The sequence below is a fragment of the Devosia equisanguinis genome, assembly GCF_900631955.1.
Taxonomy (GTDB): Bacteria; Pseudomonadota; Alphaproteobacteria; order Rhizobiales; family Devosiaceae; genus Devosia; species Devosia equisanguinis.
On sequence record NZ_UZWD01000023.1, the window covers coordinates 90363 to 114996 of the forward strand.

The window sequence follows — 24634 nt, forward strand, 5'->3', positions numbered from 1 at the left end:
GATCCATCTTGAGCTCAGCGCCAGCCTTGGATTGCCCGGTCAAGCCGGGCAATGACGGTGGTGTAGGGCTTGGACCGGAAACAAAACACCCTCGGGTCGAGCCCGAGGGTGACGATCGAGTTTGTTGGCGATGTGGTGTTTTAAAGCACGAACTTGCTCAAGTCGGTATCGCCAGCCAGCACCCCGACCTTGTCGTGCACGAAGGCCGCGTCGATGGTGAGCGTTTCGCCGGATTTGTCAGGTGCGTCGAAGGAGATTTCCTCGACCAGCCGTTCCATCACCGTCTGCAGCCGGCGCGCGCCGATATTCTCGACCGTTGCATTGACCTTCACCGCCGCGTCGGCAATGGCCTCGATGGCGTCCTGGGTGAAATTGAGCGTCACCCCCTCGGTGCCCATCAGCGCCACATATTGCTTGATGAGGCTCGCCTCGGTATCGCCAAGAATGCCGATGAAATCCTCGCGCGTCAGTGCCTTGAGTTCCACCCGGATCGGCAGACGGCCCTGCAGTTCGGGCAAGAGGTCGCTCGGCTTGCTCACGTGGAACGCACCGGAGGCAATGAACAGAATATGGTCGGTCTTGACCGGCCCATATTTGGTCGCGACGGTCGTGCCTTCGATCAGTGGCAGGAGATCACGCTGCACGCCTTCGCGCGACGGACCGCCCTGCACGCCGCCCTCGCGGGCCGCGACCTTGTCGATCTCGTCGATGAAGACGATGCCGTGGTTTTCCACCAGCTCGATGGCCTCGGTCTTGAGCTGATCCTGATCGAGCAGCTTGTCGGCTTCCTCCGCGATCAGCGGCTCATAGGCATCCTTGACCTTGATCTTGCGCTTGACCCCGCGCCCGCCCATGGCCTGCTTGAACATGTCGGACAGGTTGATCATGCCGATGCCGCCATTGGGCATGCCGGGCATTTCAAAGCCGCCGGTATTGGTCGCCGGCTGCATCTCGATCTCGATTTCCTTGTCGTCGAGCTCGTTGTCCCGCAGCTTCCTGCGGAAACTGTCGCGGGTCGAGGGTGTCGCCGAGGTGCCGACGAGGGCGTCGAGAACACGTTCTTCGGCATTGTGATGGGCCTGCGCCTGCACATCGCGGCGGCGCTTGTCGCGCAGCACGGTAATGCCCGCCTCGACGAGGTCGCGAACGATCTGCTCGACGTCGCGGCCGACATAGCCGACCTCGGTGAATTTGGTGGCTTCGACCTTGACGAAGGGGGCCTGGGCCAGCCGGGCGAGACGCCGAGAAATCTCGGTCTTGCCGACACCGGTCGGCCCGATCATCAAAATATTCTTCGGAGATACCTCGCGGCGCAATTCGGGCGGCAGCTGCTGGCGGCGCCAGCGATTGCGCAAAGCCACGGCGACGGCGCGCTTTGCATCGGCCTGGCCCACAATATTGCGGTCGAGCTCGGAAACGATCTCGCGCGGGGAAAAATTGGTTTCACTCATGTTTTTCACTTTCGATGGGTGCCTTATCGAGGAAGCGCACCATCAGGTGTTCGTCGAGATATCGACCGTTCACGAAGAGATAGCGGGGCTCGGTGCCATAGGTCTCAAAGCCGAGCTTTTTATAGAGGCGGATCGCCGGCTCGTTTTCCGACCAGACGCCGAGATGGACCTGGATCACCCTGTCTTTTGCATAGTCGAGCAGGTGCTCGACCAAGGCCTTCGACATGCCCGTGCCGCGATGTTCCGGCTTCACATAGACCTGGATCATCCAGCCGCGATGGCGATCCTTGCTGCCGTCATTGCCGAGAAAGGCATTGATGCCGCCAAGTGATCCGTTCGGCAGCACGGCGCCGAAAATCGTCAGCGCCTTGAGCGTTTCCCTGATGTCCGCGTCCGATTTCTGCGAGAAACTTTCGGCAGAGGACAAAAAGGCCTCGGGATGGTTGACCAGCGCTTCGAGCCTGATGGCCCGATAGGCGTCGGCATCGTCCTCGCTCAACTGCCGGATGGAAAAGCTCACGCGTCCAACTCGATGGTTTCGACCGTCACATTGCCATTGGTATAGACGCAGATTTCCTCGGCGATCTTCATGGCGCGGCGGGCAATGTCCTCGGCATCGAGCTCGGTGGCCTGATGCAGGGCGAGCGCTGCCGAATGGGCGTAATTGCCGCCCGAGCCGATGGCGATGACGCCATGGTCAGGGGTCAGCACATCGCCATTGCCGGTCAGCACCAGGGTGTCTTTTTTGTCGGCCACGATCATCATGGCTTCGAGTTTTCTGAGATAGCGGTCAGTGCGCCAGTCCTTGGCCAGCTCGACCGCGGCGCGCATCAACTGGTCGGGATATTGCACCAGCTTGGCTTCGAGCCGCTCGAACAGGGTGAAGGCATCGGCGGTGGAGCCGGCAAAACCGCCGATCACCTTGCCGTCCGCCAGCCGCCGCACCTTCTTGGCGCCATGCTTCATGACCGTTGGGCCCATGGAGACCTGGCCATCGCCGGCGACCACGACCTTATTGCCCTTGCGCACGGAAACGATCGTCGTCCCGTGCCAGCCGGGATTTGTGTGTTCACTCATTGGGGGAATTACTCCGAACTGTTGAGTGATATTTAGGGGGCGAATGCGCGATTGCAACAGAACCGTTGCAACAGACGTGCCAGATCGACGCCCGGCCTTTCGGCTGGCGCTGACACGGTAACGAACGGCCAATGGCCCAAAAATCGAACGTTCAAAGACAGGAGCCACTGGCCGTTCGTCACGGCATCGGCTTGCTTAGGGGGCCCGGTCTCAGGCGGAACCAATGTTGCAGGTCCGGCTGCCGGCTGGCGGAAGGCCCCGCTTGGCGCCGTGCTGCACACCTGTCAGTGCCAACAGGCTTCGGTGCACCACGGCAAGGGTGATCCCGCCGTCTTCTGCCCACGCAGGGGAACGCCTTCCCCATCCGATCCTCCCCGCCCGGCCCTGCGTCGGGGCCGCGTGTGTGGCGGGGACAGAGCAAGAATAGGGGCGGGGATAAGTTCTGTGCGCTTTCCGCGGAGGGCAATGCTTGACTGGCCAGAGTGGGCGGCGGCTCCCGGGTGGGAAGCCCCTCGCGCTTACTCAATCTTCACGCGGCCATGCCTATCTGCTAGTGACCCGCAGACTGCCGGAGACCTCCCCATGCGCACAGCAACCATCGCCCGCAAGACCAATGAGACCGAGATTTCCGTCTCCATCAATCTCGACGGCACCGGCAGGCATGCGATGAAATCGGGGGTCGGCTTTTTCGACCACATGCTGGATCAGCTCAGCCGTCACTCCCTGATCGACATGGACGTCACCTGCAAGGGCGACCTCCACATCGATTTTCACCACACGGTGGAAGATGTCGGCATCGCGCTGGGCCAGGCGATCAAGCAGGCGCTCGGCGACAAGAAGGGCATCAACCGCTATGCCAGCGCCGACCTGCCGATGGATGGCACCCTGACCCGCGCCGCCGTGGATGTGTCGGGCCGCGCCTTTCTGGTGTTCAAGGCCGAATTCAGCCAGGCCAAGATCGGCGAGATCGACACCGAACTGTTCCGCGAGTTCTTCCAGGCGCTGGCCATCAATGCCGGCATCACGCTCCATATCGAGAACTTCTATTTCGACAACAACCATCACCTGGCCGAGTCCATGTTCAAGGCGGTGGCGCGGGCCTTGCGCCAGGCGGTGGAGATCGATCCGCGCATGGCTGACGCCGTGCCCAGCACCAAGGGCACGCTCTGAGGCTTTTGTTTCCTGTGCTTTTGCACTAAGTGAGCCTCAACCACGGAATGTGTCACCCCGGCAGAGGCCGGGGCCCATCCTGAGATCTGGAGATGGATCCTGGCCTGCGCCGGGATGACATCGAGGGTGTGGGGCCTTCGCGCCATGCTCTTAAACTTCGTAGGAGCCCGCCAATGAGCACCATTGCCATCATCGATTACGGCGCCGGCAATCTGCGCTCGGCCGCCAAGGCCTTTGAGCGGGTGGCGCATGAGCAGGCCAAGGGCGACACGATCATCGTCACCGCCGATCCCGAAACCGTCCGCTCTGCCGATCGCATCATGCTGCCCGGCGTCGGCGCCTTTGCCGATTGCATGGCGGGGCTCGAGGCGGTCGCCGGCATGATCGAGGTTTTGGACGACAAGGTCATCAAGGGCGGCACGCCTTTTCTCGGCGTCTGCGTCGGCATGCAGCTGCTCGCCAGCGAAGGCCGCGAGAAGGTCGTGACCAAGGGTCTGGGCTGGATTCCCGGCGCGGTCGAAAAGATCGCCCCTTCCGATCCGACGCTCAAGATTCCGCATATGGGTTGGAACACCATTTCCGTTCCCCGTCCGCATGCCTTGCTTTCCGGCATCGAAACTGGGCCGAACGGGTTGCACGCCTATTTCGTGCACTCATACCACCTGCGCAGCGACGAGCCCGCCCACACCATCGCCACCACCGATTATGGTGGGGCGCTGACGGCCTGTGTCGGCCGCGACAATATTTTCGGCACCCAGTTCCATCCGGAAAAAAGCCAGGCGCTGGGGCTGAAGCTGATCGAGAACTTTCTGGCATGGGCGCCGTGATTGGCCCCTACCCAACCTCCCCCGGAAATCGGGGGAGGAGCCGCGTCGTTGATGTGGCTCTGTCTATGATTGAACGCCGGCCCGCTCCTCCCCCTCCTCCAGGGGGAGGCTGGGTGGGGGTCTTTTTCGTGAGTGCAAAACCATGATCCTCTTCCCCGCCATCGACCTCAAGGACGGCCAGTGCGTGCGCCTGAAACTGGGCGACATGGATCAGGCGACGGTCTTCAACGACGATCCCGCCGCGCAGGCGAAGTCGTTTGAGGACCAGGGGTTCGACTATCTGCACGTGGTGGATCTCAACGGTGCCTTTGCCGGCGAGAGCGTCAATGGCGCGGCGGTGGAAGCCATCCTCAAGAATGTAAAATTCCCGGTCCAGCTCGGCGGCGGTATCAGAAATCTCGGCCATATCGAGAGCTGGCTCGACAAGGGCCTGGCCCGCGTCATTCTCGGCACCGTGGCGGTGCGCGATCCGGCGCTGGTGAAAGAGGCCGCCGCAAAATGGCCCGGCCAGGTCGCCGTGGGGATCGATGCGCGCAAGGGCATGGTGGCGGTGGAAGGCTGGGCCGAAACCTCCGAGCTCTCCGTCATCGAACTGGCCAAGCGTTTTGAAGGCGCTGGCGTCGCGGCCATCATCTATACCGATATCGATCGCGATGGCGTGCTGGCCGGCATCAATTGGGACTCGACGCTGGAGCTGGCCCGCGCCACTACCATTCCGGTGATCGCCTCGGGCGGGCTGGCCTCCATGGCCGATATCGAACGCATGACCCAACCCGAATACCAGGTGCTCGAAGGCGCCATTTCCGGCCGGGCGCTGTACGATGGGCGCATTGATTCACGTGAAGCACTGGCGCTTCTGAGGGCGGCGGCATGAACGCGGCGCGGCCCTCCCGCTTTCCGTGGTGGGCCTATGGCGTCGCGATTGTCGTCATTGTGCTGTTCGCAGCCGCCCCGCTGATTGGCGTTCTCATCGCCTCCGGCCTGGCCGAGGCCAATGGCTGCATGCTCAATGAAGGCTCGGTCAATCCCTGCGTCATCCTTGGTGCAGATTGGGGCGGGGCGCTTTATACGCTCTTCGTCCTCGGCTGGTTCATGCTGGCCACCATGCCTTTGGGCGGCGGCGCGCTGATCGTGCTGGTCGTCGTCTTCATCATCCACTATCTCGCTTGGCGCAACGCACAGGATGCACAGGTAAAATGACCCTCAAGACCCGCATCATTCCCTGTCTCGACGTCGCCGGCGGCCGTGTGGTCAAGGGTGTGCAATTCGTCGATCTGGTCGATGCCGGCGATCCCGTCGAAGCGGCAATGGCCTATGACGCTGCCGGCGCCGACGAATTGACCTTCCTCGATATCACTGCCAGCCATGAAGGCCGCGACACCATTTTCGACGTGGTGGCGCGCACGGCCGAGCATTGCTTCATGCCGGTCACGGTGGGTGGCGGGGTGCGCAGCATCGAGGACATCCGCAAGCTTCTATTGGCCGGCGCCGACAAGGTGGCGATCAATTCCGCGGCGGTGAGCGATCCCGATTTCATCGCCCGCGCCGCAGACAAGTTCGGCAATCAATGCATCGTCGTTTCGGTGGATGCCAAGCAGCGGCTCGACGCCAAGCTGGGTGGCGACAATCGCAGCGCCTGGGAAATCTACACCCATGGCGGTCGCAAGCCGACCGGCATCGATGCGGTGGAATTCGCGGCGCGCATGGTCGAGCGCGGCGCCGGCGAATTGCTGGTGACCTCGATGGACCGTGACGGCACCAAATCCGGCTTCGACCTCAAGCTGACCCGCGCCATTGCCGACGCCGTCGAAGTCCCGGTCATCGCCTCGGGCGGCGTGGGGACGCTGCAGGATCTGGTCGATGGCGTGACCGAGGGCCATGCCAGCGCCGTGCTCGCTGCCTCCATCTTCCACTTTGGGACGTTCACCATTCCCGAGGCCAAGGCCTATATGGCCGAGCATGGCATCGCCATGCGGCTCGATGCGAGCGGCGCGCAGGCGGCTTAAGTCTGAGATGACGGCAGGCCGAAATTTTGCTCTAAGCCGTAACCACGCACGATGTCATCCCGGCGCAGGCCGGGATCCATCCTGAGATCTCAAGTTGGGCCCCGGCCTTCGCCGGGGTGACACCCAAAGAGTGGGACCATAATGACGCTCGAAGAACTCGAAGCCCGTATCGCCCTGCGGGCGGCCGCCTCCCCCGAGGAAAGCTATACGGCGAAGCTGATTGCCCGCGGCATCAACAAGGCCGCGCAAAAGGTGGGCGAGGAAGCCACCGAGGCCGTCATTGCCGCTGTTACCGGCGACCGGGCCGAGCTGGTCAAGGAATCCGCAGACCTGCTCTACCATCTCCTGGTGGTGCTGAAGGCGGCCGACATTCCCCTCGGCGAAGTCATGGCTGAGCTCGATGCGCGCACGGCCCAATCGGGTCTCGCCGAAAAGGCAGCGCGGAAGGACCGGAACTGATATGGCCAAGCGCCCCCCTGCCCTCGATCCCTATCGTCACTTCACCAAGCAGCAGTGGAGTGATCTGCGCAACGGCCAGCCCATGACGCTGGGCGAGGCCGATATCGAACGGCTGCGCTCGCTGACCGATCCCATTTCCCTGGCCGAGGCCGAGGAAATCTACCTGCCGCTGTCCCGCCTACTGTCCTATTACGTCGAGGCCATCCAGGGCCTGCACCACGTTTCGACGCGCTTCCTCAACGCCCCCAATGACAAGGTTCCCTTCATCATCGGCGTGGCCGGTTCGGTGGCGGTAGGCAAGTCCACCACCTCGCGTATCCTGCAGGCTTTGCTCAGCCGCTGGCCGTCCAGTCCCAAGGTCGATCTGGTGACAACCGACGGGTTCCTGCATCCCAATCGGGTGCTCGAAGAGCGCGGCCTGATGCAGCGCAAGGGCTTTCCGGAAAGCTATGATCGCGCCCGCTTCGTCAACTTCCTCGCCGACATAAAGTCCGGCAAGGGCAAGGTAGCGGTCCCGGTCTATTCGCACCTGGTCTATGACGTGGTCCCCGGCGAGGAAGTCATCATCGACCGGCCGGATATCCTGATCGTCGAAGGGCTCAATATTCTCCAACCCGGCGACCTGCCCCGCGACGGCGCACCGATCCTGTTTGCCTCCGACTTCATCGACTTCTCGATCTATATCGACGCCGATGTCGAGGATCTGCGCGACTGGTACATCACCCGCTTCTTCCGCCTGCGCGACACCGCCTTCCGCGATCCGACCTCCTTCTTCCGCAAATTCTCGGAAATGAGCGAGGAAGAGGCCGGCGCTTTCGGCCGCAATGTCTGGGAAACCATCAACCTGCCCAACCTGCTCGAAAACGTGCTGCCCACCCGCAGCCGCGCCGATCTGGTGCTCAAGAAGGGCAGGGATCATCGGGTGGAAGAGGTAAAGCTGCGGCGGCTGTAACAACCCAAGATGGACCACCCGGTCAAACCGGGTGGTGACGATTGTCAAAAGACCCGATGCAGCCACACCGTCATTGCCCGGCTTGACCGGGCAATCCAGCTTCGGCGATCAACAACCCCCTAATATGTCCCCTGCTGCGGCTGGCTGAGGATGATGAGATTCCCGTCCGGGTCGCGCAGTTTTGCCGTCTTGAAGAAATCGCCGATGGCCTTGGCGACGGGCTTGATGCCGTGCATTTCGAGCCGCGCCAGCTCGTCGGCAATATCGTCGACGATCAACATGGTGACGCTGGCGCCGGCACGGTCCTGGTCGGTCATCACATGCACCCAGCCGCCGCCGGGCAGTTTCCATTCCGCCACATCGGACATGGTGCGGGCATCGGCCGGGCGGCCGAACAGATATTCGTACCAGACAAGGGAGTTGCCGAGATCTTCCACGGCGATTCCGGCCAGCACATTGGTGAGGGTCATGAAGCGTTCCGTCTCCTGGCTCTTGGCGCGAATCGTAACACAGACCCGGTCCGCGCGGCACCATGGTTGGCGTCATCCTTTGGCGCTGCTATAGGCGGGTGGAATGTGTGGAGTTTGCGGCATGACCAGATTGCGCATTGTCGTCGCCGGTGCGGGTGGACGCATGGGTGCGGCCAATATCAGGGCGGTGGCCGCCCATCCCGGCGTCGAACTGGTGGGGGCGCTGGATCGGCCGGGCGCGGCGGCGCTGGGCAAGGATGCCGGCATGCTGATCGGCCTCGAGACGCTTGGCGTTACCCTTACCGACGATACCGAAGCGGCGCTGAGCGGCGCCGACGCCATTATCGATTTTACCGCGCCGGCCGCCAGCGTGGCCCTGGCGCAAGCGGCGGCCCGCCATGGTCTGGTCCATATTATCGGCACGACCGGCTGTTCGGAGGCCGATGATGCAGCGATTGCCGCCGCAGGGGCGGCGGGCGCGCGCATCGTCAAGTCGGGCAATTTTTCTCCCGGCGTCGTGACCCTGGCGGCGCTGGTCGAAAAGGCCGCGCGGGCGCTGGCGGACTACGATGTCGAAGTGCTCGAAATGCACCACAACCAGAAGGTCGATGCGCCCTCGGGTACGGCACTGATGCTGGGCGAGGCCGCGGCCAAGGGGCGGCACATTGCACTCAAGGACCATTCCGTTCGGGTGCGCGATGGCCATACCGGCCCCCGCGAAGTTGGCAGCATCGGCTTTGCCACCCTGCGCGGCGGCAATGTCATCGGCGACCACACGGTGATCCTCGCCGGTGCTTCCGAGCGTATCGAGCTCAGCCATCGCGCCCAGGACCGCAGCATTTTCGCCAATGGCGCGGTGCGCGCGGCGCTCTGGGCCAAGGCGCAGCCGCCGGGCTTTTATTCCATGGCCGATGTTCTCGGCCTCAACGACTGATCCCAGCAAGGATTGATGCAATGACAGGCACTCTCATCCTGGTCCGCCATGGCCAGAGCGACTGGAACCTCAAGAACCTCTTCACCGGTTGGCGCAATCCCGACCTGACCGAACAGGGCCAGGGCGAAGCCCGTGCCACCGGCAGGGCGCTCAAGGGTGCCGGCATCGTGCCGGACCTGTTTTACACTTCGGCTTTGCGCCGCGCCCAGCATACGCTCGACCTGATCCTCGAGGAGATGGGCATTCTCAATGTCACCATCACCCGTAATGTCGCGCTCAACGAACGCGACTATGGCGATCTCTCGGGGCTCAACAAGGACGATGCCCGCGCCAAGTGGGGCGAGGAGCAGGTGCTCGTCTGGCGCCGCTCCTTTGACGTGCCCCCGCCGGGCGGCGAATCGCTCAAGGACACTGCGGCCCGTACCCTGCCCTACTACGAGGCCGAGATCCTGCCGGCGCTCAAGGCCGGCAAGACCGTTCTGGTTGCCGCCCATGGCAATTCGCTGCGCGCTTTGGTCATGGCCATCGAAGGGCTGACCCCCGACGAAATCCTGGCGCGCGAAATCGGCACCGGCGAGCCGACCGTCTACAAGATCGGCGCTGACGGCACGCTGGCAGAGCGCGTCACGCTCTGAACCAGTTCAGTTTTTGATGATCAGGGGGTCGCCAGTGGCGGCCCCTTTTTCGTCGCGCGGCTCGACATAGAGTTTGAGCGTCAGCATGCGACCCACCGCATAAATCGGCGTCGCCAAGGCAATGCCCATCAGCCCGAACAGCGTGCCCAGCACGGTCATGATGCTCAGCGACCAGGCCGGTGAGAGCTTGATGATGCGCTGCTGCAGCATGGGCGTGAGGATGTAGCCCTCCAGGTTCTGGATGAGGAACAGCCCGATAGCGCCCACGATCAGCACATTGGTATCCTGCGCTGCCAGTGTCAAAAGCACGGGGACCGCCGAAAAGATCGGACCGAGGAAGGGGATGAAGTTGAGGGCACCCGAAAGCAGGCCCAGCACCGCCGCGTTCGGCACGCCCAACGCCCAGAGCAGCGCAAAAACCAGCGAGCCGATCAGCACCATCATCGCCAATTGGGTGACCATCCAGCCGCGCAACGCTTCGCCGGTATCGCCCAGCGCAGCCGAGATGCGGGGCCGGTGGCGGCTGGGCACCAGCAGCAGCACGCTGTCGCGATAGCCCTTGGGGTCGATGGCGAAGAACAGCCCCAGGAAAATGATGATCACCACATTGCTGATAATGCCGATGGTGGAGCCGAACAGCGAGCTGGCCTGGTTGAAGAGCCCGCCGGGATCGGGGAAGAAGCGGGCGGCGAGGTTTTCGATGTCGCTGCGGCTGATGTCGCCGACTAGACCCAGCTCCTGCAATTCGCCATAGAGCCGCCCGATCTCACCGACGATCAGCCGGATAAGGTCCTGCAGATTGCGCCACAGGCCCAGCCCGCCCAGCGAAAAGGCGGCGATGGCCGCGAGCAGGATGAGGACACTGACCATGGTGAGCAGCAGTGGCCGGGGCCAAGGCGCGATGCGCCCGAGGGTGCGCACGGCCGCGTCGAGCACGCAGGCAATCAGAATGCCGGCGAAAATCAACAGGATCGGCAGCGACAGCGTCCAGGCCAGAATAAGCGCGGCGGTGAGAAAGACGCCGACAACGACGGCACGGGTGTGTTCGGCCATGAGCCCCTCCAATTGCCAAGGACCTTAGCCACGCCCGAGCCGGTTTTTCCACCCCCAATGGCGATTCACGTGAAACCTGGCCCGCGCAGGGCCTAGCGGCTGGCCGAGACGACGCCGGCTTCCCAGCCGAGAATGGCGCGCTTTCGCGGCACGCCCCAGTGATAGCCGGTCAGGGCGCCCGAGGTGCCGACGACGCGGTGGCAGGGCACCACGAAGCTGATCGGGTTCTTGCCGACCGCAGCCCCGACGGCGCGTGAGGCTTTCGGGCGGCCGATATGCTGGGCGACGCTGGAATAGGTGGTCGCCTGCCCCACCGGAATCTTCAGCAGCGTCTCCCAGACTTTGACCTCGAAATCGGTGCCGATCAGCACCAGCCGCACCGGCTGGTCCGGCGACCAGCGGGTGGGATCGAAAACCTGGTTTACCATGGGCGCAATGCGGGCATCGTCGCGGCTGAAGCGGGCATTGGGCCAGCGATTGGCCAGATCGGCAAAGGCCTCCTCGATACTGGTGTCTTCGTCGGCAAAGCCCAGGCCCGACATGCCGTATTCGGTCGCTGTCACCACCGCAGTGCCGAAGGGCGACGGGGCGACACCCCAGATCATGTCGATGCCGGCACCTCCGGCACGAAAAATGCCCGGCGGCATGGCTTCATAGGTGACGAAGAGATCGTGCAGCCGGGAGGTGGAACTCAGCCCCACCTCATAGGTGGTATCGAGCACGCTGGCCTGGTCACGCAACAGACCCTTGGCGTGGTTGAGCGCCACGGCCTGGGCAAAGCTTTTTGGCGACAGGCCGCACCAGCGACGAAAGAGATCGGTCAATTGCCTCTCGGTCAGGCCGAGGGCCGAGGCGAAGCGGCCGAGATCGGTATTGTCGGGACCATTCTCGCTGAGATAGCGAATGGCCGCCTGAATGGTCTGATAGTCGCTGGCGGGGGCCAGGGCACGCAGCTGGTTCATGCCGATATCCTCGGGACGATGTTGCCCACACCTAGACTGCTCTCGCGCTCGGTGCGACCCGGATTTGACGGCGTTTTTTTGCCGGCAGGAGCTTAGCTGCGCTGGCGCGCCTGGCGCAGGGCGCGGCCAAAGGCGCGGGCGAAGCTGGATTTGTCATCATTGGCGAGAAAGCGGCCAAGCTCGATTTCTTCGCTGGGGAGCACCAGAAAAATGCCGGTGGTGCGTTCGTTGTCGTCGCGCTCCAGGCGCAGGCGAACGAGCTTGGGGTCGAGGCGCTTCAGCGCCTTGCCGGCCTTGTCCTCGGACAGGATTTCGAGCTGATCCGGCCAAAGGGTGATCTGCTGGCTTTTGCGGGCCCGACGCGACTGGGACACGCTGAGCGCAGAGAGGCCGGCAATGGCCAGGCCATAGGCAACCAGACCCGGAACCAGAAAGTCCGGTATGGCGAACAGAAAGGGCGTGCCCACAATTCCGGCAATCACCAAAGCCACCCAACCGCCGGCGGCGCGCAGGGTCCGGTCCGGCCGCAACGTCGCGGCGAACAGGGGCATTGTGGTTGTGGCTTGCATCGGCATGGTTCTCTCGGGGAAATACTGGCAGAGATTCGCGGGCGAGAGAATGGTTCTGGTTAAAAAAGTGAAGAGAATGACCCGCGCCGAGGCGGAGGCAATCTTTGCCCGCTTTGCCGAGATCGAACCCGAACCCAAGGGCGAGCTCGATTATGTCGATGCCTTCACCCTTCTGGTGGCCGTTGTGCTGTCGGCACAGGCGACCGATGCCGGTGTCAACAAGGCCACCAGGCGCCTGTTCGAATTGGCGCCCAGCCCCGCCGCGATGGTGGCGCTGGGGGTCGAGGGGATCGAAGAACACATCAAGACCATCGGCCTCTTCCGCGGCAAGGCCAAGAATGTCTATGCCCTCAGCCAGATGCTGATCGATCTGCATGGCGGCGAGGTCCCCGGCGATCGCGAGGCACTCGAGGCCCTGCCCGGCGTCGGCCGCAAGACCGCCAATGTGGTGCTCAATATCTGGTTCAAGCAGCCCACCATCGCGGTGGATACCCATCTCTTCCGTGTCGGCAACCGCACCGGCCTGGCGCCCGGCAAGACCCCGCTCGAGGTGGAAAAGGCGCTGACCAAGATGGTGCCCGCGCGCTTCATGCTGCATGCCCATCACTGGCTGATCCTGCACGGGCGCTATATCTGCAAGGCGCGCAAGCCCGAATGCTGGCGCTGTCCGATCGTGCAATGGTGCCGCTTCGAACCGAAATCACCGCCGCCGAACAAGCCGCTGCCCAAGCATGTTTAGCTCCCATAACCCCGCGCCATCGCGGCGGCGAAGATCGGAATCAGCAGCAGCACGCCAGCCTGAAGGTGCACGAAGCGGCGATTGGCCTTTATCTCCTCTGCTGGCGGCGCGTAATCGGGCGCGGTCTCGGCTGCCTTGATCCAGCGGCGGATGGCCAGCGTCGGCGGAATGGTGAGCAGGGCCATGAGGAGAAAGGCTGCCATCTTGCCCCAGAAGGCGTGGTTGCCCCAGTAATAGCCGGGATCGGCAGCGCCGAAAAAGATGCGGAGCAGGCCCACGACAATGACGATGCCCGCGACCAGACCATAGGCGGCGTCGATCCGCGCCAACTGCCTGAGGCGGTCGCCGCCAAGACCGGGCCGGATCAGGGTGAATTCGGCAGCGAAGAGCCCAACCAGGGCAAGGACCGCCAGGTGGTGGGCAGAGGCCAGAAGCAGATCCATTTCAGCGCTCTCGATGTTGACAAGGCTTACATCATTTCGGCATATGTGAACAATGTCAACTTTATCCAATAGCCGCTACCATCACGGCAATCTGCGCCAGGCGCTGCTCGAGGCAGCGCTGGTGATTCTGGCCAAGGAGGGCGAGGCCGGACTGGGCTTGCGCGATCTGGCGCGGGCCGTAGGCGTGTCGCCGGCAGCGCCCTATCGCCATTTCGACAGCCGCGCGGCGCTGCTCGAAGCCCTGGCAGTGACGGGGTTCCAGCGTTTTACTGCGCGCATGGAGGCGGTCGCTGCGAGCGAGCCGGACAATCCCCTGGCGGCGATGGGCAAGACCTATGTGGTCTTTGCCCTGCAAAACCCCAATCTCTTCCGCCTGATGTTCTCGCCCCAGCTCAAAAAGGCAGCCCGGCCAGGCCTTGCCATGGCGGCCGACGCTGCCTTCGATACGCTGCGGCGCGTGGTGAGCGACAGCTCCGCCGAAGGCCGGATCAAGGCGCTTTCGGCCTGGGCCAAGGTGCATGGTCTGGCCGTGCTGCTGCTCGATGGCCAGATCGCCATTGGCGCCGGCGAGGACACCGAAGCCCTGATCGCCGAGATTATTTCAAGCCTTTAGGTTGTGCTTGGCATGGCGTGATGGCGCGCCGATTCCCACCCACCACTCCGCCCTCTTGCTCGACCAGAGGGTCACTTTCCACGCATGCCCGCCCATCGTGCTCCTTGCCCCCGTCGCGACAAGCACCCTCCCCTCCTCCGACGGGCGCTCCGGCGTTGCCCTCATCGCCATCATGCTCTAAACCGGCCCACGGCCATTTTCACAACGCCGGAATGCTGCGCATGACCCAGACCCGCTTCGACGTGCTGACCATCGGCAATGCCATCGTCGACATCATTGCCCCGGTGGAGGCCGGTTTCATCGAGCGGGAGGGGATGCAGGAAGGGATCATGCACCTGATCGATACCGATCGGGCCGAAGATCTCTATGGCAAGATGCCGGCAAGCCGGAAGCAGATTTCGGGTGGCTCGGCCGCCAATACCGCCGCCGGCGTCGCCTCGCTTGGGGGCCGTGCCGCCTTTGTCGGCAAGGTCGCCGACGACCCGCTGGGTGATGTGTTCGAGGCCGATCTCACCGATATCGGGGTGTTTTACGGCACGTCGCGCCTCAAGAATGGCGCCCTCACCGCCCGCTCGATGATCTTCCTCAGCGAGGATGGCGAGCGCACCATGAACACCTATCTCGGCGCCTGCCACCAGCTGACCGAGGCCGATATCCATGCCGACGAGATCGGCGGCGCTGCCGTCACCTATATGGAAGGCTTTCTCTGGGACCCGGTGGAAGCCAAGAAGGCCTTCGTGCTCGCCGCCCATTACGCCCACAAGCATGAGCGCGCCGCCGCCTTTACCCTGTCCGATCCGTTCTGCGTTGATCGCTACCGGGCCGAATTCCTCGACCTCATCCGCTCCAAGACCATCGACTATGTCTTTGCCAATGTGCATGAGCTGAAGTCGCTCTACCAGACCGACGATCTCGGCGTCGCGGTGCGCGAAATCGCCAAGGATGCCGAAGTGGCCGCCATCACCATGGGCGCCGAAGGCGCAATGGCGGTGTTCAATGGCGAGATCATCTCCGTACCAGCCTTCCCGGTCGAGAAGGTAGTCGATGCCACCGGCGCCGGCGATCTCTTCGCTGCCGGGTTCCTTTTGGGCCTCGCCCGCGGCCAGACCATGGACTCAGCCCTCAAGACCGGTTGCCTCGCCGCTTCCGAGGTGATCAGCCATATCGGCGCCCGCCCGCAGCTCGACCTGGCTGAACTCAGCCAGAAGCACGGGCTGGTCGGGTAACAGGCTGTTTTCCGTACCGGGCATCCCGCTTGCGCGCAGGGCTTTCGCTTATGGGTTTGAGCGTGCTGCACACCCCCGCCCAACCTCCCCCGTCAAGGGGGAGGAGCCGCATCGCGTTCTGGGCAACCTGCAGCACCCCCATTTAACCTCCCCCTGTAGAAGGGGGAGGAAGAGTAGGAGCCGAAGCTTTAGCGCCTCCAACGTGCTCAAAGTGAACACTTCCTCTCGAGGGGAGAGAACGAGCGGAGGCATCCATGTCTCTCAACGGGCCTCCGGCCCTCAGGCCAGCCGCGTGCCCTTGCTGGCCATCTCCGCCAATATCGCCCGTGCCGCTGCGGCGGGGTCGGGGGCTTCGATGATCGGCCGCGCCACCACCAGATGCGAGGCGCCGGCGGCGAGCGCCTGGGCCGGGGTCATGATCCGCTTCTGATCGCCGGCGGCACTGCCCGAGGGGCGGATGCCGGGGGTGACGATGGCCATTTTCGGCCCGACAATGGTGCGCACCATCTCGGCTTCGTGCGGGGAGGCCACGATGCCCCCAATGCCGCTGTCGCGCGCCTGCTGCGCCCGCAGCGCCACCAGCCCGGCGGCGTCGCGGGCATAACCGGCATCCCTGACGTCCTGATCGTCCATTGAGGTGAGCACGGTCACGCCCAGCACGGTCAGGGTCGAGCCCTCGGCGCCCCTGCGGGCCGCCTGCATCGCCTTGGGATAGGCATGGACGGTGAGCATGGCGGCGCCGGTCTCGGCGATGGCGGCCACGCCCTTTTCGACCGTATTGTCGATATCGAGCAGTTTGAGGTCGAAGAACACCTTCTTGCCGGCGGCGATCAGCGCCTTGCCCAAGGCAAAGCCATCGGCGCCGTAAAAGCATTGATAGCCGATCTTGTAATATTCGACCGTGTCGCCCAGTGCGGCAACGATCTCCTCGGCGCGTGCGCGTGACGAAACGTCGAGGCCCACGATCAACTGGCCTGCCATGATAATTCTCCCCGCAATGTCGATTATGGCTTGGGCCTAGACCATTCTGCCCATTGCGGCAAGCGCCGTCAGGCGAACCAGTTCAGGACGATCTCCTCCATGGGCGTCCAGTCGCTGAGCAGCTGTCCGGTTCTCCGATCGAAGACAAAGCCATTGCCGCCACCGGCAACCCCGATGCGGCTCTGGTCCTCCTCGCGCGAAATCCGCCTATGCCCATAATGGCATTTGAGCAGCGTCCCGACGGCGCCGTGACCGCAAAAGATCGCCGGAATATCGGGCGGGACGCTGGCCAGGGCGGTCGCGACAGTCCCCACGATCCGGGCCTGCGCATCCATGGCCCGTTCCCAGCCCTCGGCACTCTCCTCCGGCTGGGCGAAGAAGCGGTCGGCCATTTCCTCGAACAGGACGGGGGGCAGAAAGCCGGTGGCGCTGCGATCGTTCTCGCCCATCAGGTGATCGGCCAGAACCGGCGTGCCCGCAGCCGCGGCCACCAGTTCCGCCAGCTCCAGTGCCTTGGTCTCCCGGCTCGAGAAAATAAAAGCGCCCTTGGGGACGATATTGCGGGCGACAAAAACCTCGGCGCGGGCCCTGCCCTCGGCGGAGAGGCCCCAGAGCGGTACCGGCACAGCGGCATCCATGCGAACCTGCGGATGCGTCAAATAGAGCGCCCGCATGGCTTCATCCCCGGCTGAAATGGGTGAGTTCGTGCACGATCTGCTCGACCTTGCGGATAATGGCCGGCTCGCTGGGATTGCCGTCCTGGTCGAGCGCTTCTTCTGCCGGGCCGATGCCCAGCAGCGTCGGCACCACCAGGGCTCCCAGCTTGGTGAGAGATTCGCGCAAATGGCTCAGCCCCCAGATGGTGCCATATTTGCCCGAACTCACCCCGCCAATGCCGAAAACGGCGTGGCGGAAGGGGCTGGGTTTCTGCCGCGACAGCCAGGCCACGGTATTGACCATGAGCGGGGTGACCCCGCCATTATATTCGGGCGAGGCGATGAAGACGATGTCGTGGCTGCGCCAGAGGTCGGCCAGCTGCGCCGCAGCTTCCGGGACATTGTCGGGCTCGAGGTCCTCGTTGAAAATCGGCATCGGGTAATCGCCGAGATTGATGGCGGTCACCTTGACGCCGGCCGCCTCCAGCTTGTCGCCGACATGGTGCTGCAATTTCTGGTTGTAGGAGCCCTTGCGGATCGATCCGGACAGGGTAAGCGCCGTCTTCAATTGCATCTCCTTGTACGAGGCCTGTCGAAAGTGGCGTGTCGCATTCGTCTAGGCAAGAGCATTGACCGAATGGGCGCAATGTCCAAACAGTTGCAATGACCCCAAGCGAAAGGAAGGCATCATGGCCTCCATGATCTTCATTAACCTGCCGATCCGCGATCTCGCTGCCTCAATGGCTTATTACAAGGCACTAGGCTTCGATCATAATCCGCAGTTTACCGACGAGACCGCAGCCTGCATCGTCATCAGCGACACCATTTTCGTGATGGTGCTGACCCATGACAAGTTCAAGCAGTTCTCCTCCACGCCCATCCCTGATCCGTTGACACACACCCAGGCGCTCTACGCCCTCTCCTGCGACAGCCGCGCGGCAGTGGACGCCATTGCCGAGGCCGGGATCAAGGCCGGTGGACGCGAAACGCGCGAGAAGCAGGACTATGGCTTCATGTATTCCCGCGCCATCGCCGATATCGATGGCCATGTGTGGGAATATGTCTGGATGGACATGAGCCAGATGCCGTCCGAGTAATTCCATAGGCTTGTCGCCTCCCGTCCGGGCAGCCTAAGCGCTGCGGACAGGAGGCGGCTATTTGAGCCGCAGCCAGCGGCGGACCATGCGCTTCAGCCGCTCGCGGCGATACTGGTAGTAATATTGGTTGGTCATCAGGTGACGATAGGTGCGCTTGAAGGCGACCCGCGACCAGGCCAGCCACGGCTTGGCGTCGGCCGAATAATGCAGGATCAGCGGATTGAACGCTTCATGCGCCGGTTCGGGGTTCTGCAGGTTCCAGCGCGGCGCCAGCTCGAGAATGCGGCCGCGGAAGCAGTAATTGATGATATCCTGATCGTAATAGAACATCGCCAACTCGTCTGGCGTCAGCGTTGAGGTCAGCGTATCGGCAAAGTCCATGGCCCGGTATTGGGTGAGATCGATCAGCATCACCCCGGCATTGAAATAGGGCTCGGCCATAGAAAAGGTGCTGCGGCTGCGCAGATCCGTGCCGGTGATGCAGTGCAGCCGGTCCGGCTGCAGCACGGCGGCGATGGCGTGCCCTTCCATGTCCATGGTGAACAGCGGATCGAGCGCGCCGCGCACGAAGATGTCGCAATCAAGGAACAGCACGCGTTCGATCTCGGGGGCGAGCAGCTCGCCCAGGAACAGCCGTGCATAGACGATGGGGTTGAGCCGTCGGGCGCGGATGCGCGGGAAATGCGCAATGCGGTCGCGCAACACCCCCGAATGCTCGAGATCGATAAAGACCAGGCGCGCGCCATAATCGCTGGCAATGGTTTCGAGCGCCGCCCGGTGCTCTGGCGTCAGCGCCATGTGCAGCAGGTGAAAGCGCAGCCGTTCGGGATGCTTGGTCGAGATGCAGACCGAGCGCATGGTGGCATAGGCGGGCGCCCAGAAATTATCATCGAAGGTCAGCGCGATCTCGATGGTGCCGCCAAATGGCGCCCACGCTTGTTGCCCCGCCGGATCGACGGGCAGCGGTCCCGGCTCGCGCGGGCTCACGCTTCGAACATCTTTTTCAGCTTGTCGAAGAAGCCGCCCGAGGTGGGGCTGGTCTCTTCGGTCTCGAGCCGGGCAAATTCTTCGAGCAGCTCACGCTGCCGGCGGCTGAGATTTTGCGGGGTCTCGATATCGAGCTGCACATAGAGGTCGCCGACATCCTTGCTGCGCAGCACCGGCATGCCCTTGCCCTTGAGGCGGACGCGCTGGCCGGGCTGGGTGCCGGTGGGCACCTTCACCTTGGCGCGGGCATTGTCGAGCGTGGGCACTTCGAATTCACCACCCAGCGCCGCCGTGGTCATGGAAATGGGCACGCGCGCATAAAGGTCGGCGCCGTCGCGCTGGAACAATTGGTGCGGCTTGATGGAAATGAAGATGTAGAGATCGCCCGGTGGTCCGCCGCGCACGCCGGCCTCGCCCTCATTGGCGAGGCGTATGCGGGTGCCGTCCTCGATTCCCTTAGGGATATCGACGCTGAGCTTGCGGTTTTGCTGGCGCCGGCCCTGGCCACCGCAATCGGTGCAAGGCTGGTCCATCATCACGCCGCGGCCCTGGCAGACCGGGCAGGTCCGCTCGATGGTGAAAAAGCCCTGGGCGGCGCGAACCTTGCCATGGCCATTGCACTGCCGGCAGGTATGGGTGCCGGTGCCGGGCTTGGCGCCCGTACCCTCGCAGGTGTCGCAACCGACCAGGGTCGGCACGTCGATCTCGACGGTGCGGCCGTCAAAGCTCTCTTCGAGGCTGATTTCGAGATTATAACGCAGGTCTGAGCCGCGCAGCTTGGCGGCGCCGCCGCCACCGCCACGGCGGCCACCACCGCCCATGAAGTCGCCAAAGATGTCCTCGAAAATGTCGGACATGGAGGAGGCAAATTCGGGACCGAAGCCGGCCGGACCGCGACCACCGCCATTTTCGAAGGCCGCATGGCCGAACCGGTCATAGGCGGCGCGCTTCTGCGGGTCCTTGAGCGTGTCATAGGCCTCGCTGATTTCCTTGAACTTGGCTTCGGCCTCGTCATTGCCCGGATTGCGATCCGGATGGAATTGCATGGCGAGCTTGCGATAAGCGCTCTTGAGGGCACCGTCATCGGCGCCCTTCTGGCAGCCGAGAACCTCGTAGAAGTCGCGTTTGGCCAAGAGTTTCTCCTTGCTCCGCCCATGAGGGGTCGGAGCGCAACCGGCAAATATGATAAGCGCTCGAAATGGGGGAGCGCAGGAACCTGACGCCTAGATGGCGATGCTGCCCCGCCAGTGCAAGGGCGGAAACGCGGGGTTCCCGGCGGAGCGGTCCGCTCTTATCAAGCTTATGCTGGCCTTTCAACCAAGGCCCACCCGCATATCGGGGATGATTCGGGGGCGTCTGGCGCCCTAAAGTGCCGGTCGGTCCGCGGGAGGCGCGCATGGAAGAGCTCAAGTTCGGTTTTTGGCTGTCGCTGCTGATGCTGCCCTTTGGCGGGGCCGGCACGTCCCCCCAAACATCGATCAACACTGCTCCGCCGGTCAGCACGTCCTATCTGCATTTTGCCCTCGAAAATGCCGACACCGAGCAGGTGACCCATGCCGTCGAAGAGGGTTACGCCGCAGCCGGCGTCTCCCGCAACGACACGCTGACCTGGCAGTTCCAACCCTATGACGGCATCGTCAACTGGTACAATCAGCATAGCCAGGTCATCAATCTCTCCGAATTGCCCAGCGATGACGAGGTCGCGCCCTATTGGGACAATTGGTCAAAAACCCTGACGGCGGGCAATTGGGACTGGCGGGCTTTTTTCGCCGATGAGGCCGAAGCCCGCACCATGGCGCGCTTCAACCAATTCGTGCTGGCGGCGCATGAATATGGCCACGCTCTCACTTATCGCTACGATCCCGAGCACGAAGCGCGCGAGGGCAATGAGGTCAATTGCCGGGAACTGCCCGCCGATCGGCTGGCTGCGGGGTTGCTGGAAGAAATGGCCGGCGTCGATCCGCTCATCGCCGGATATCGCCAGCGCTATGCCGAACTGGTCGCCGCCATCAATGCCGCCATTGCCCAGGATATCCGCTACGCTGTCATCGACTATGCCCGCCTTGATGCCGATTGCCATCTCATGCATGTCGCCCAGCCCGACGAGACCACGATGGCGCCCTATGCCTCGGCCTATTTCGCCCGCTGGCAGGCGCTGCTCGAGACCGATCTTCCGCCATTGGCCCAGCTCTACGAGACCTATCTTTATGCCCCTTTGCGGGCCCGGCTGTCGCAGAGTTCGGATGAGGCGAGCTGGGTCACGACCGTGGACTGGATCGACGACGATATCGCCGGCAATTTCGAGCACGGCGCGATCACCGGCTGGCGCCTGCCGGCCTTCGCGCCCGATGGCCGGCTCTATGTGATGAGCTATGCCGTGACGCCCGGGGATGGCGATGTCGGACTTTTCGTTTCCTATGGTCCGGCCGGGAGCAAGAAAAAGACCGTGATCGATAGCGCAGCTCTTGGCGCGCGCGTCGCCGATCCGCAATTCTTCGACCTCACTGCCTTCCTGCCGCTGGGGCCCGACCGGTTTCTGGCGGCCTCATCCGATCTCTGGGGCGACGAGGCCTCGGTGGTGGTTCTTGACGTTGAGCGCGGCCCTGAGGGCTGGACCCACCGCATGGCCCAACCCCTGCCTGGGGTGGTGCCTTCAGAAACCCGTTTGAGAATGGGTGCCGATGGCGTCGTGCGGCTCGACATCTACCAGTTCGGCGACGATGATGCGCCCGCGCGCTGGCTGAGCTATCGGCTCGATGCCGATCGGCTGGAGACCGGCGCGATGACCGAACTGCCCGATAGCCCCTATGTCAGGTTCAGCGACCTGCCCGATGGTGCGGGCCTACTGATCGACCAGCAGAACCCCTCTGTGCTGCTCGAGCGCGACGGCCCTGCCCTGCGCATCGCCGGCAATGGCTTGCAGGGCTACAAGGAACTCGGCGATCCGCTTGAGATCGAATTTATCTCACCCAGCGCCGCCATCGGCATGGACGGTCGGATTCGCGTCCTCGATTATGAACCCTATCTCGAGCAATATGTCGTGCGCGAGATCGAGCTCGAGCGCTAGCGATTCACGTGGAACATTGTAGGGTAGTCAGAGCAAGCCCGGGCACTTTCCCACCACCGTCACCACCCGGCTTGACCGGGTGGTCCATCTCCCCTCATCCTCATGCCATGAAGGTCGCGCAGCGACACCTCTCCCTCTGGGGGAGAGGTCGACCCGAAGGGGCGGGTGAGGGGGCCTTCAATAAGCCCCGAAAACAAAAAGCCCCGGTGTCTCCACCGGGGCTTTGTCGTTCATCGCAGGGCGTTTATGCCGACTTCTTGTCGTCGCCGTCCTTGACCTCTTCGAAGTCGGCGTCGACGACGTCGTCGTCTTCATCGTCGGCGGTACCATTGGCCTTGGCTTCGGCTTCCGCCTGGCTGGCCTTGTACATGGCTTCACCCAGCTTCATCGAGGCTTCGGCCAGAGCCGAGGTCTTTTCCTTGATCGCTTCGGCATCGTCGCCGTCCAGCACACCCTTGAGATCGGTGATGGCGGTTTCGATCGCGGTCTTGTCCTCGGCCGAAACCTTGTCGCCATAATCCTTGAGCGACTTTTCGGTCGAGTGGATCAGGCTTTCGCCCTGGTTCTTGGCTTCCACCGCTTCGCGCTTGCGCTTGTCGGATTCGGCATTGGCTTCGGCGTCCTTGACCATCTTTTCGATGTCGGCGTCAGAAAGACCACCCGAGGCCTGGATGCGGATCTGCTGTTCCTTGCCGGTGCCCTTGTCCTTGGCCGAGACGTTGACGATGCCGTTGGCGTCGATGTCGAAAGTGACTTCGATCTGCGGCACGCCACGCGGTGCGGGCGGAATACCGGCGAGATCGAAATTGCCGAGCAGCTTGTTATCAGCCGCCATTTCGCGCTCACCCTGGAAGACCCGGATGGTCACGGCCGACTGATTGTCTTCAGCGGTCGAGAAGGTCTGGCTCTTCTTGGTCGGGATGGTGGTGTTGCGGTCGATCAGGCGCGTGAACACGCCACCCAGCGTTTCGATGCCGAGCGACAGCGGGGTCACGTCGAGCAGCAGCACGTCCTTGACGTCGCCCTGCAGCACGCCGCCCTGGATGGCAGCGCCGAGCGCCACGACTTCGTCCGGGTTGACGCCCTTGTGGGGTTCCTTGCCGAACAGCTGCTTGACCGCTTCCTGCACCTTGGGCATGCGGCTCATGCCGCCCACCAGCACCACTTCGTCGATCTGCGCGGCCGAGACACCGGCATCCTTCATGGCCTGCTTGCAGGGCTCGATGGTGCGCTGGATCAGATCGTCGACCAGGCTTTCGAGCTTGGAGCGGGTGAGCTTGAGCGTCAGATGCTTCGGGCCCGACGCGTCAGCGGTGATGAAGGGCAGGTTGATCTCGGTCTGCGTCGCGCTCGACAGTTCGATCTTGGCCTTTTCGGCAGCTTCCTTGAGGCGCTGCAAAGCAAGCTTGTCGGAGCGGAGGTCGATGCCCTGCTCCTTCTTGAACTCGTCGGCCAGGTAGTCGACCAGGCGCATGTCGAAGTCTTCGCCACCGAGGAAGGTGTCGCCATTGGTGGACTTCACCTCGAAGACGCCATCGCCGATCTCGAGGATGGACACGTCGAAGGTGCCGCCGCCAAGGTCATAGACCGCGATGGTGCCCGAATTCTTCTTGTCGAGGCCATAGGCCAGTGCAGCGGCCGTCGGCTCGTTGATGATGCGCAGCACTTCAAGGCCGGCAATCTTGCCCGCGTCCTTGGTGGCCTGGCGCTGAGAATCGTTGAAGTAAGCCGGAACGGTGATGACGGCCTGCGTGACGGTCTCGCCGAGATAGCTCTCTGCGGTTTCCTTCATCTTCTGCAGGATCATGGCCGAGACCTGCGACGGCGAATACTTGTCGCCCGAGGCTTCGACCCAGGCGTCGCCATTGTCGGCCTTGACGATCTTGAACGGGACCAGGTCCTTGTCCTTGGCCACGACCTTGTCGTCATAGCGGCGGCCGATCAGGCGCTTGACCGCGAACAGGGTGTTTTCCGGATTGGTCACGGCCTGACGCTTGGCGGGCTGGCCGACCAGGCGTTCGCCATCCTTACTGAAGGCGACCATGGAGGGCGTGGTGCGTGCGCCTTCCGCATTTTCGATAACTTTGGGATTGCTGCCGTCCATCACGGCGACGCAGCTATTGGTCGTACCGAGGTCGATACCGATAACTTTTGCCATTACTCTAGCCTCTCTTTCAGCGAACCCGATGCAAGGCCCCTTGCAGCAGCCTTGTAACCCTCGCGGGTCGGGTCCCTCGTAGGTGAACTTGCGCCCATTGCT

At 63.1% G+C, this 24634-nt stretch carries 28 protein-coding genes; 14 read left to right on the forward strand and 14 right to left on the reverse strand.

All coding sequences use genetic code 11. From position 1 onward, the window contains the following. Positions 1 to 140 precede the first annotated feature (140 nt). Genes hslU through hslV form a run of 3 tightly spaced genes read right to left on the reverse strand, consistent with a single transcriptional unit; the run spans position 141 to position 2528 of the window. Positions 141 to 1451 carry an ATP-dependent protease ATPase subunit HslU gene (hslU, locus tag DEVEQU_RS08165; protein ID WP_126150089.1) on the reverse strand — a complete coding sequence of 437 codons (1311 nt, stop codon included), beginning with the start codon at positions 1449 to 1451 and terminating at the stop codon, positions 141 to 143. Further along, positions 1444 to 1971 (reverse strand): GNAT family N-acetyltransferase, encoded by a 528-nt coding sequence (locus DEVEQU_RS08170; protein WP_164550322.1) that lies wholly within the window; start codon positions 1969 to 1971, stop codon positions 1444 to 1446. Before DEVEQU_RS08170 ends, hslU begins: the two co-directional genes overlap by 8 nt. Beyond that, complete coding sequence (gene hslV / locus DEVEQU_RS08175; RefSeq protein ID WP_126150091.1) at positions 1968 to 2528, reverse strand: ATP-dependent protease subunit HslV; 561 nt, start codon at positions 2526 to 2528, stop codon at positions 1968 to 1970. The genes DEVEQU_RS08170 and hslV overlap by 4 nt, the downstream gene beginning before the upstream one ends. Positions 2529 to 3110: 582 nt before the next feature. Here hslV and hisB point away from each other — a divergent pair. The 7 genes from hisB to coaA all read left to right on the forward strand — a co-directional run bounded on the left by hisB (position 3111) and on the right by coaA (position 7942). Next, the gene (gene hisB / locus DEVEQU_RS08180; protein ID WP_126150092.1) at positions 3111 to 3698 is read left to right on the forward strand and encodes an imidazoleglycerol-phosphate dehydratase HisB; all 588 of its coding nucleotides are present in this window, start codon (positions 3111 to 3113) and stop codon (positions 3696 to 3698) included. Between the two features lie 173 nt (positions 3699 to 3871). Further along, positions 3872 to 4525 (forward strand): imidazole glycerol phosphate synthase subunit HisH, encoded by a 654-nt coding sequence (gene hisH / locus DEVEQU_RS08185; RefSeq protein WP_126150093.1) that lies wholly within the window; start codon positions 3872 to 3874, stop codon positions 4523 to 4525. A gap of 142 nt (positions 4526 to 4667) precedes the next feature. Further along, the gene (hisA, locus tag DEVEQU_RS08190) at positions 4668 to 5399 is read left to right on the forward strand and encodes a 1-(5-phosphoribosyl)-5-[(5-phosphoribosylamino)methylideneamino]imidazole-4-carboxamide isomerase (RefSeq protein ID WP_126150094.1); all 732 of its coding nucleotides are present in this window, start codon (positions 4668 to 4670) and stop codon (positions 5397 to 5399) included. After that, a complete protein-coding gene (locus DEVEQU_RS08195) occupies positions 5396 to 5725 on the forward strand; it encodes a hypothetical protein (RefSeq protein WP_126150095.1) in 330 nt (109 codons plus the stop codon). The genes hisA and DEVEQU_RS08195 overlap by 4 nt, the downstream gene beginning before the upstream one ends. Next, entirely contained in the window at positions 5722 to 6531 is an 810-nt protein-coding gene (gene hisF / locus DEVEQU_RS08200) for an imidazole glycerol phosphate synthase subunit HisF (RefSeq protein WP_126150096.1), read from the forward strand. Before DEVEQU_RS08195 ends, hisF begins: the two co-directional genes overlap by 4 nt. Before the next feature lie 141 nt (positions 6532 to 6672). Continuing rightward, on the forward strand, positions 6673 to 6990 hold the full coding sequence (locus tag DEVEQU_RS08205) for a phosphoribosyl-ATP diphosphatase (RefSeq protein WP_126150097.1): 318 nt from the start codon (positions 6673 to 6675) through the stop codon (positions 6988 to 6990). A gap of 1 nt (position 6991) precedes the next feature. Continuing rightward, positions 6992 to 7942 carry a type I pantothenate kinase gene (coaA, locus tag DEVEQU_RS08210; protein WP_126150098.1) on the forward strand — a complete coding sequence of 317 codons (951 nt, stop codon included), beginning with the start codon at positions 6992 to 6994 and terminating at the stop codon, positions 7940 to 7942. 119 nt (positions 7943 to 8061) lie between these two features. Here coaA and DEVEQU_RS08215 read toward each other — a convergent pair whose 3' ends face one another. Continuing rightward, on the reverse strand, positions 8062 to 8412 hold the full coding sequence (locus DEVEQU_RS08215) for a VOC family protein (RefSeq protein WP_126150099.1): 351 nt from the start codon (positions 8410 to 8412) through the stop codon (positions 8062 to 8064). 103 nt (positions 8413 to 8515) lie between these two features. Here DEVEQU_RS08215 and dapB point away from each other — a divergent pair, with 103 nt between their 5' ends. Continuing rightward, the gene (dapB, locus tag DEVEQU_RS08220) at positions 8516 to 9346 is read left to right on the forward strand and encodes a 4-hydroxy-tetrahydrodipicolinate reductase (RefSeq protein WP_386849537.1); all 831 of its coding nucleotides are present in this window, start codon (positions 8516 to 8518) and stop codon (positions 9344 to 9346) included. A 20-nt stretch (positions 9347 to 9366) separates the two neighbouring features. Beyond that, positions 9367 to 9981: a 2,3-bisphosphoglycerate-dependent phosphoglycerate mutase gene (locus DEVEQU_RS08225; protein ID WP_126150101.1), complete on the forward strand. Its 615-nt coding sequence runs from the start codon at positions 9367 to 9369 to the stop codon at positions 9979 to 9981. 6 nt (positions 9982 to 9987) lie between these two features. On the opposite strand, the gene DEVEQU_RS08230 is transcribed toward DEVEQU_RS08225, so the two are convergent. The 3 genes from DEVEQU_RS08230 to DEVEQU_RS08240 form a co-directional block, all read right to left on the reverse strand. Continuing rightward, positions 9988 to 11034: an AI-2E family transporter gene (locus DEVEQU_RS08230; RefSeq protein ID WP_126150102.1), complete on the reverse strand. Its 1047-nt coding sequence runs from the start codon at positions 11032 to 11034 to the stop codon at positions 9988 to 9990. 92 nt (positions 11035 to 11126) lie between these two features. Further along, on the reverse strand, positions 11127 to 11996 hold the full coding sequence (locus tag DEVEQU_RS08235) for a methylated-DNA--[protein]-cysteine S-methyltransferase (RefSeq protein WP_126150103.1): 870 nt from the start codon (positions 11994 to 11996) through the stop codon (positions 11127 to 11129). A 92-nt stretch (positions 11997 to 12088) separates the two neighbouring features. Further along, positions 12089 to 12571 carry a DUF2244 domain-containing protein gene (locus tag DEVEQU_RS08240; protein ID WP_126150104.1) on the reverse strand — a complete coding sequence of 161 codons (483 nt, stop codon included), beginning with the start codon at positions 12569 to 12571 and terminating at the stop codon, positions 12089 to 12091. 43 nt (positions 12572 to 12614) lie between these two features. Between DEVEQU_RS08240 and nth the strand changes: the two genes are divergently transcribed. Beyond that, a complete protein-coding gene (gene nth, locus DEVEQU_RS08245) occupies positions 12615 to 13304 on the forward strand; it encodes an endonuclease III (protein WP_223214150.1) in 690 nt (229 codons plus the stop codon). Here the strand turns inward: nth and DEVEQU_RS08250 are convergent. Continuing rightward, positions 13301 to 13747, reverse strand: a complete 447-nt coding sequence (locus DEVEQU_RS08250; RefSeq protein ID WP_126150106.1) for a DUF2214 family protein — start codon at positions 13745 to 13747, stop codon at positions 13301 to 13303. The two genes, nth and DEVEQU_RS08250, sit on opposite strands and share 4 nt — an antisense overlap. Positions 13748 to 13799: 52 nt before the next feature. Between DEVEQU_RS08250 and DEVEQU_RS08255 the strand changes: the two genes are divergently transcribed. After that, positions 13800 to 14360: a TetR/AcrR family transcriptional regulator gene (locus DEVEQU_RS08255; protein WP_126150107.1), complete on the forward strand. Its 561-nt coding sequence runs from the start codon at positions 13800 to 13802 to the stop codon at positions 14358 to 14360. A gap of 221 nt (positions 14361 to 14581) precedes the next feature. Next, positions 14582 to 15586, forward strand: a complete 1005-nt coding sequence (locus tag DEVEQU_RS08260; RefSeq protein ID WP_126150108.1) for an adenosine kinase — start codon at positions 14582 to 14584, stop codon at positions 15584 to 15586. Between the two features lie 279 nt (positions 15587 to 15865). Here DEVEQU_RS08260 and pyrF read toward each other — a convergent pair whose 3' ends face one another. The 3 genes from pyrF to DEVEQU_RS08275 form a co-directional block, all read right to left on the reverse strand. After that, positions 15866 to 16567: an orotidine-5'-phosphate decarboxylase gene (pyrF, locus tag DEVEQU_RS08265; protein WP_126150109.1), complete on the reverse strand. Its 702-nt coding sequence runs from the start codon at positions 16565 to 16567 to the stop codon at positions 15866 to 15868. 68 nt (positions 16568 to 16635) lie between these two features. Continuing rightward, complete coding sequence (locus DEVEQU_RS08270) at positions 16636 to 17241, reverse strand: histidine phosphatase family protein (protein WP_126150110.1); 606 nt, start codon at positions 17239 to 17241, stop codon at positions 16636 to 16638. 4 nt (positions 17242 to 17245) lie between these two features. Continuing rightward, the gene (locus DEVEQU_RS08275) at positions 17246 to 17791 is read right to left on the reverse strand and encodes an NADPH-dependent FMN reductase (protein WP_164550323.1); all 546 of its coding nucleotides are present in this window, start codon (positions 17789 to 17791) and stop codon (positions 17246 to 17248) included. Positions 17792 to 17912: 121 nt separating this feature from the next. Between DEVEQU_RS08275 and DEVEQU_RS08280 the strand changes: the two genes are divergently transcribed. Beyond that, the gene (locus DEVEQU_RS08280; RefSeq protein ID WP_126150112.1) at positions 17913 to 18320 is read left to right on the forward strand and encodes a VOC family protein; all 408 of its coding nucleotides are present in this window, start codon (positions 17913 to 17915) and stop codon (positions 18318 to 18320) included. Positions 18321 to 18377: 57 nt separating this feature from the next. Here the strand turns inward: DEVEQU_RS08280 and DEVEQU_RS08285 are convergent, their stop codons facing one another. Beyond that, positions 18378 to 19307 carry a glycosyltransferase family 8 protein gene (locus DEVEQU_RS08285; protein WP_164550324.1) on the reverse strand — a complete coding sequence of 310 codons (930 nt, stop codon included), beginning with the start codon at positions 19305 to 19307 and terminating at the stop codon, positions 18378 to 18380. After that, on the reverse strand, positions 19304 to 20440 hold the full coding sequence (dnaJ, locus tag DEVEQU_RS08290; RefSeq protein ID WP_126150114.1) for a molecular chaperone DnaJ: 1137 nt from the start codon (positions 20438 to 20440) through the stop codon (positions 19304 to 19306). The genes DEVEQU_RS08285 and dnaJ overlap by 4 nt, the downstream gene beginning before the upstream one ends. A 263-nt stretch (positions 20441 to 20703) precedes the next feature. Between dnaJ and DEVEQU_RS08295 the strand changes: the two genes are divergently transcribed. After that, complete coding sequence (locus DEVEQU_RS08295) at positions 20704 to 22374, forward strand: hypothetical protein (protein WP_126150115.1); 1671 nt, start codon at positions 20704 to 20706, stop codon at positions 22372 to 22374. A 244-nt stretch (positions 22375 to 22618) separates the two neighbouring features. Here the strand turns inward: DEVEQU_RS08295 and dnaK are convergent, their stop codons facing one another. Then, positions 22619 to 24532, reverse strand: coding sequence for a molecular chaperone DnaK (gene dnaK, locus DEVEQU_RS08300; protein ID WP_126150116.1), 1914 nt, complete (start codon positions 24530 to 24532; stop codon positions 22619 to 22621). Positions 24533 to 24634 lie beyond the last annotated feature (102 nt).

Bases quoted from the DNA above. Each gene is read 5' to 3' on its own strand.
- hslU (WP_126150089.1), bottom strand. From the start codon at position 1,451: ATGAGTGAAACCAATTTTTCCCCGCGCGAGATCGTTTCCGAGCTCGAC.
- hslV (WP_126150091.1), bottom strand. From the start codon at position 2,528: ATGAGTGAACACACAAATCCCGGCTGGCACGGGACGACGATCGTTTCC.
- hisB (WP_126150092.1), top strand. From the start codon at position 3,111: ATGCGCACAGCAACCATCGCCCGCAAGACCAATGAGACCGAGATTTCC.
- hisH (WP_126150093.1), top strand. From the start codon at position 3,872: ATGAGCACCATTGCCATCATCGATTACGGCGCCGGCAATCTGCGCTCG.
- hisA (WP_126150094.1), top strand. From the start codon at position 4,668: ATGATCCTCTTCCCCGCCATCGACCTCAAGGACGGCCAGTGCGTGCGC.
- DEVEQU_RS08195 (WP_126150095.1), top strand. From the start codon at position 5,396: ATGAACGCGGCGCGGCCCTCCCGCTTTCCGTGGTGGGCCTATGGCGTC.
- hisF (WP_126150096.1), top strand. From the start codon at position 5,722: ATGACCCTCAAGACCCGCATCATTCCCTGTCTCGACGTCGCCGGCGGC.
- DEVEQU_RS08205 (WP_126150097.1), top strand. From the start codon at position 6,673: ATGACGCTCGAAGAACTCGAAGCCCGTATCGCCCTGCGGGCGGCCGCC.
- coaA (WP_126150098.1), top strand. From the start codon at position 6,992: ATGGCCAAGCGCCCCCCTGCCCTCGATCCCTATCGTCACTTCACCAAG.
- DEVEQU_RS08215 (WP_126150099.1), bottom strand. From the start codon at position 8,412: ATGACCCTCACCAATGTGCTGGCCGGAATCGCCGTGGAAGATCTCGGC.
- dapB (WP_386849537.1), top strand. From the start codon at position 8,516: ATGTGTGGAGTTTGCGGCATGACCAGATTGCGCATTGTCGTCGCCGGT.
- DEVEQU_RS08225 (WP_126150101.1), top strand. From the start codon at position 9,367: ATGACAGGCACTCTCATCCTGGTCCGCCATGGCCAGAGCGACTGGAAC.
- DEVEQU_RS08230 (WP_126150102.1), bottom strand. From the start codon at position 11,034: ATGGCCGAACACACCCGTGCCGTCGTTGTCGGCGTCTTTCTCACCGCC.
- DEVEQU_RS08235 (WP_126150103.1), bottom strand. From the start codon at position 11,996: ATGAACCAGCTGCGTGCCCTGGCCCCCGCCAGCGACTATCAGACCATT.
- DEVEQU_RS08240 (WP_126150104.1), bottom strand. From the start codon at position 12,571: ATGCCGATGCAAGCCACAACCACAATGCCCCTGTTCGCCGCGACGTTG.
- nth (WP_223214150.1), top strand. From the start codon at position 12,615: ATGGTTCTGGTTAAAAAAGTGAAGAGAATGACCCGCGCCGAGGCGGAG.
- DEVEQU_RS08250 (WP_126150106.1), bottom strand. From the start codon at position 13,747: ATGGATCTGCTTCTGGCCTCTGCCCACCACCTGGCGGTCCTTGCCCTG.
- DEVEQU_RS08255 (WP_126150107.1), top strand. From the start codon at position 13,800: ATGTCAACTTTATCCAATAGCCGCTACCATCACGGCAATCTGCGCCAG.
- DEVEQU_RS08260 (WP_126150108.1), top strand. From the start codon at position 14,582: ATGACCCAGACCCGCTTCGACGTGCTGACCATCGGCAATGCCATCGTC.
- pyrF (WP_126150109.1), bottom strand. From the start codon at position 16,567: ATGGCAGGCCAGTTGATCGTGGGCCTCGACGTTTCGTCACGCGCACGC.
- DEVEQU_RS08270 (WP_126150110.1), bottom strand. From the start codon at position 17,241: ATGCGGGCGCTCTATTTGACGCATCCGCAGGTTCGCATGGATGCCGCT.
- DEVEQU_RS08280 (WP_126150112.1), top strand. From the start codon at position 17,913: ATGGCCTCCATGATCTTCATTAACCTGCCGATCCGCGATCTCGCTGCC.
- DEVEQU_RS08295 (WP_126150115.1), top strand. From the start codon at position 20,704: ATGGAAGAGCTCAAGTTCGGTTTTTGGCTGTCGCTGCTGATGCTGCCC.
- dnaK (WP_126150116.1), bottom strand. From the start codon at position 24,532: ATGGCAAAAGTTATCGGTATCGACCTCGGTACGACCAATAGCTGCGTC.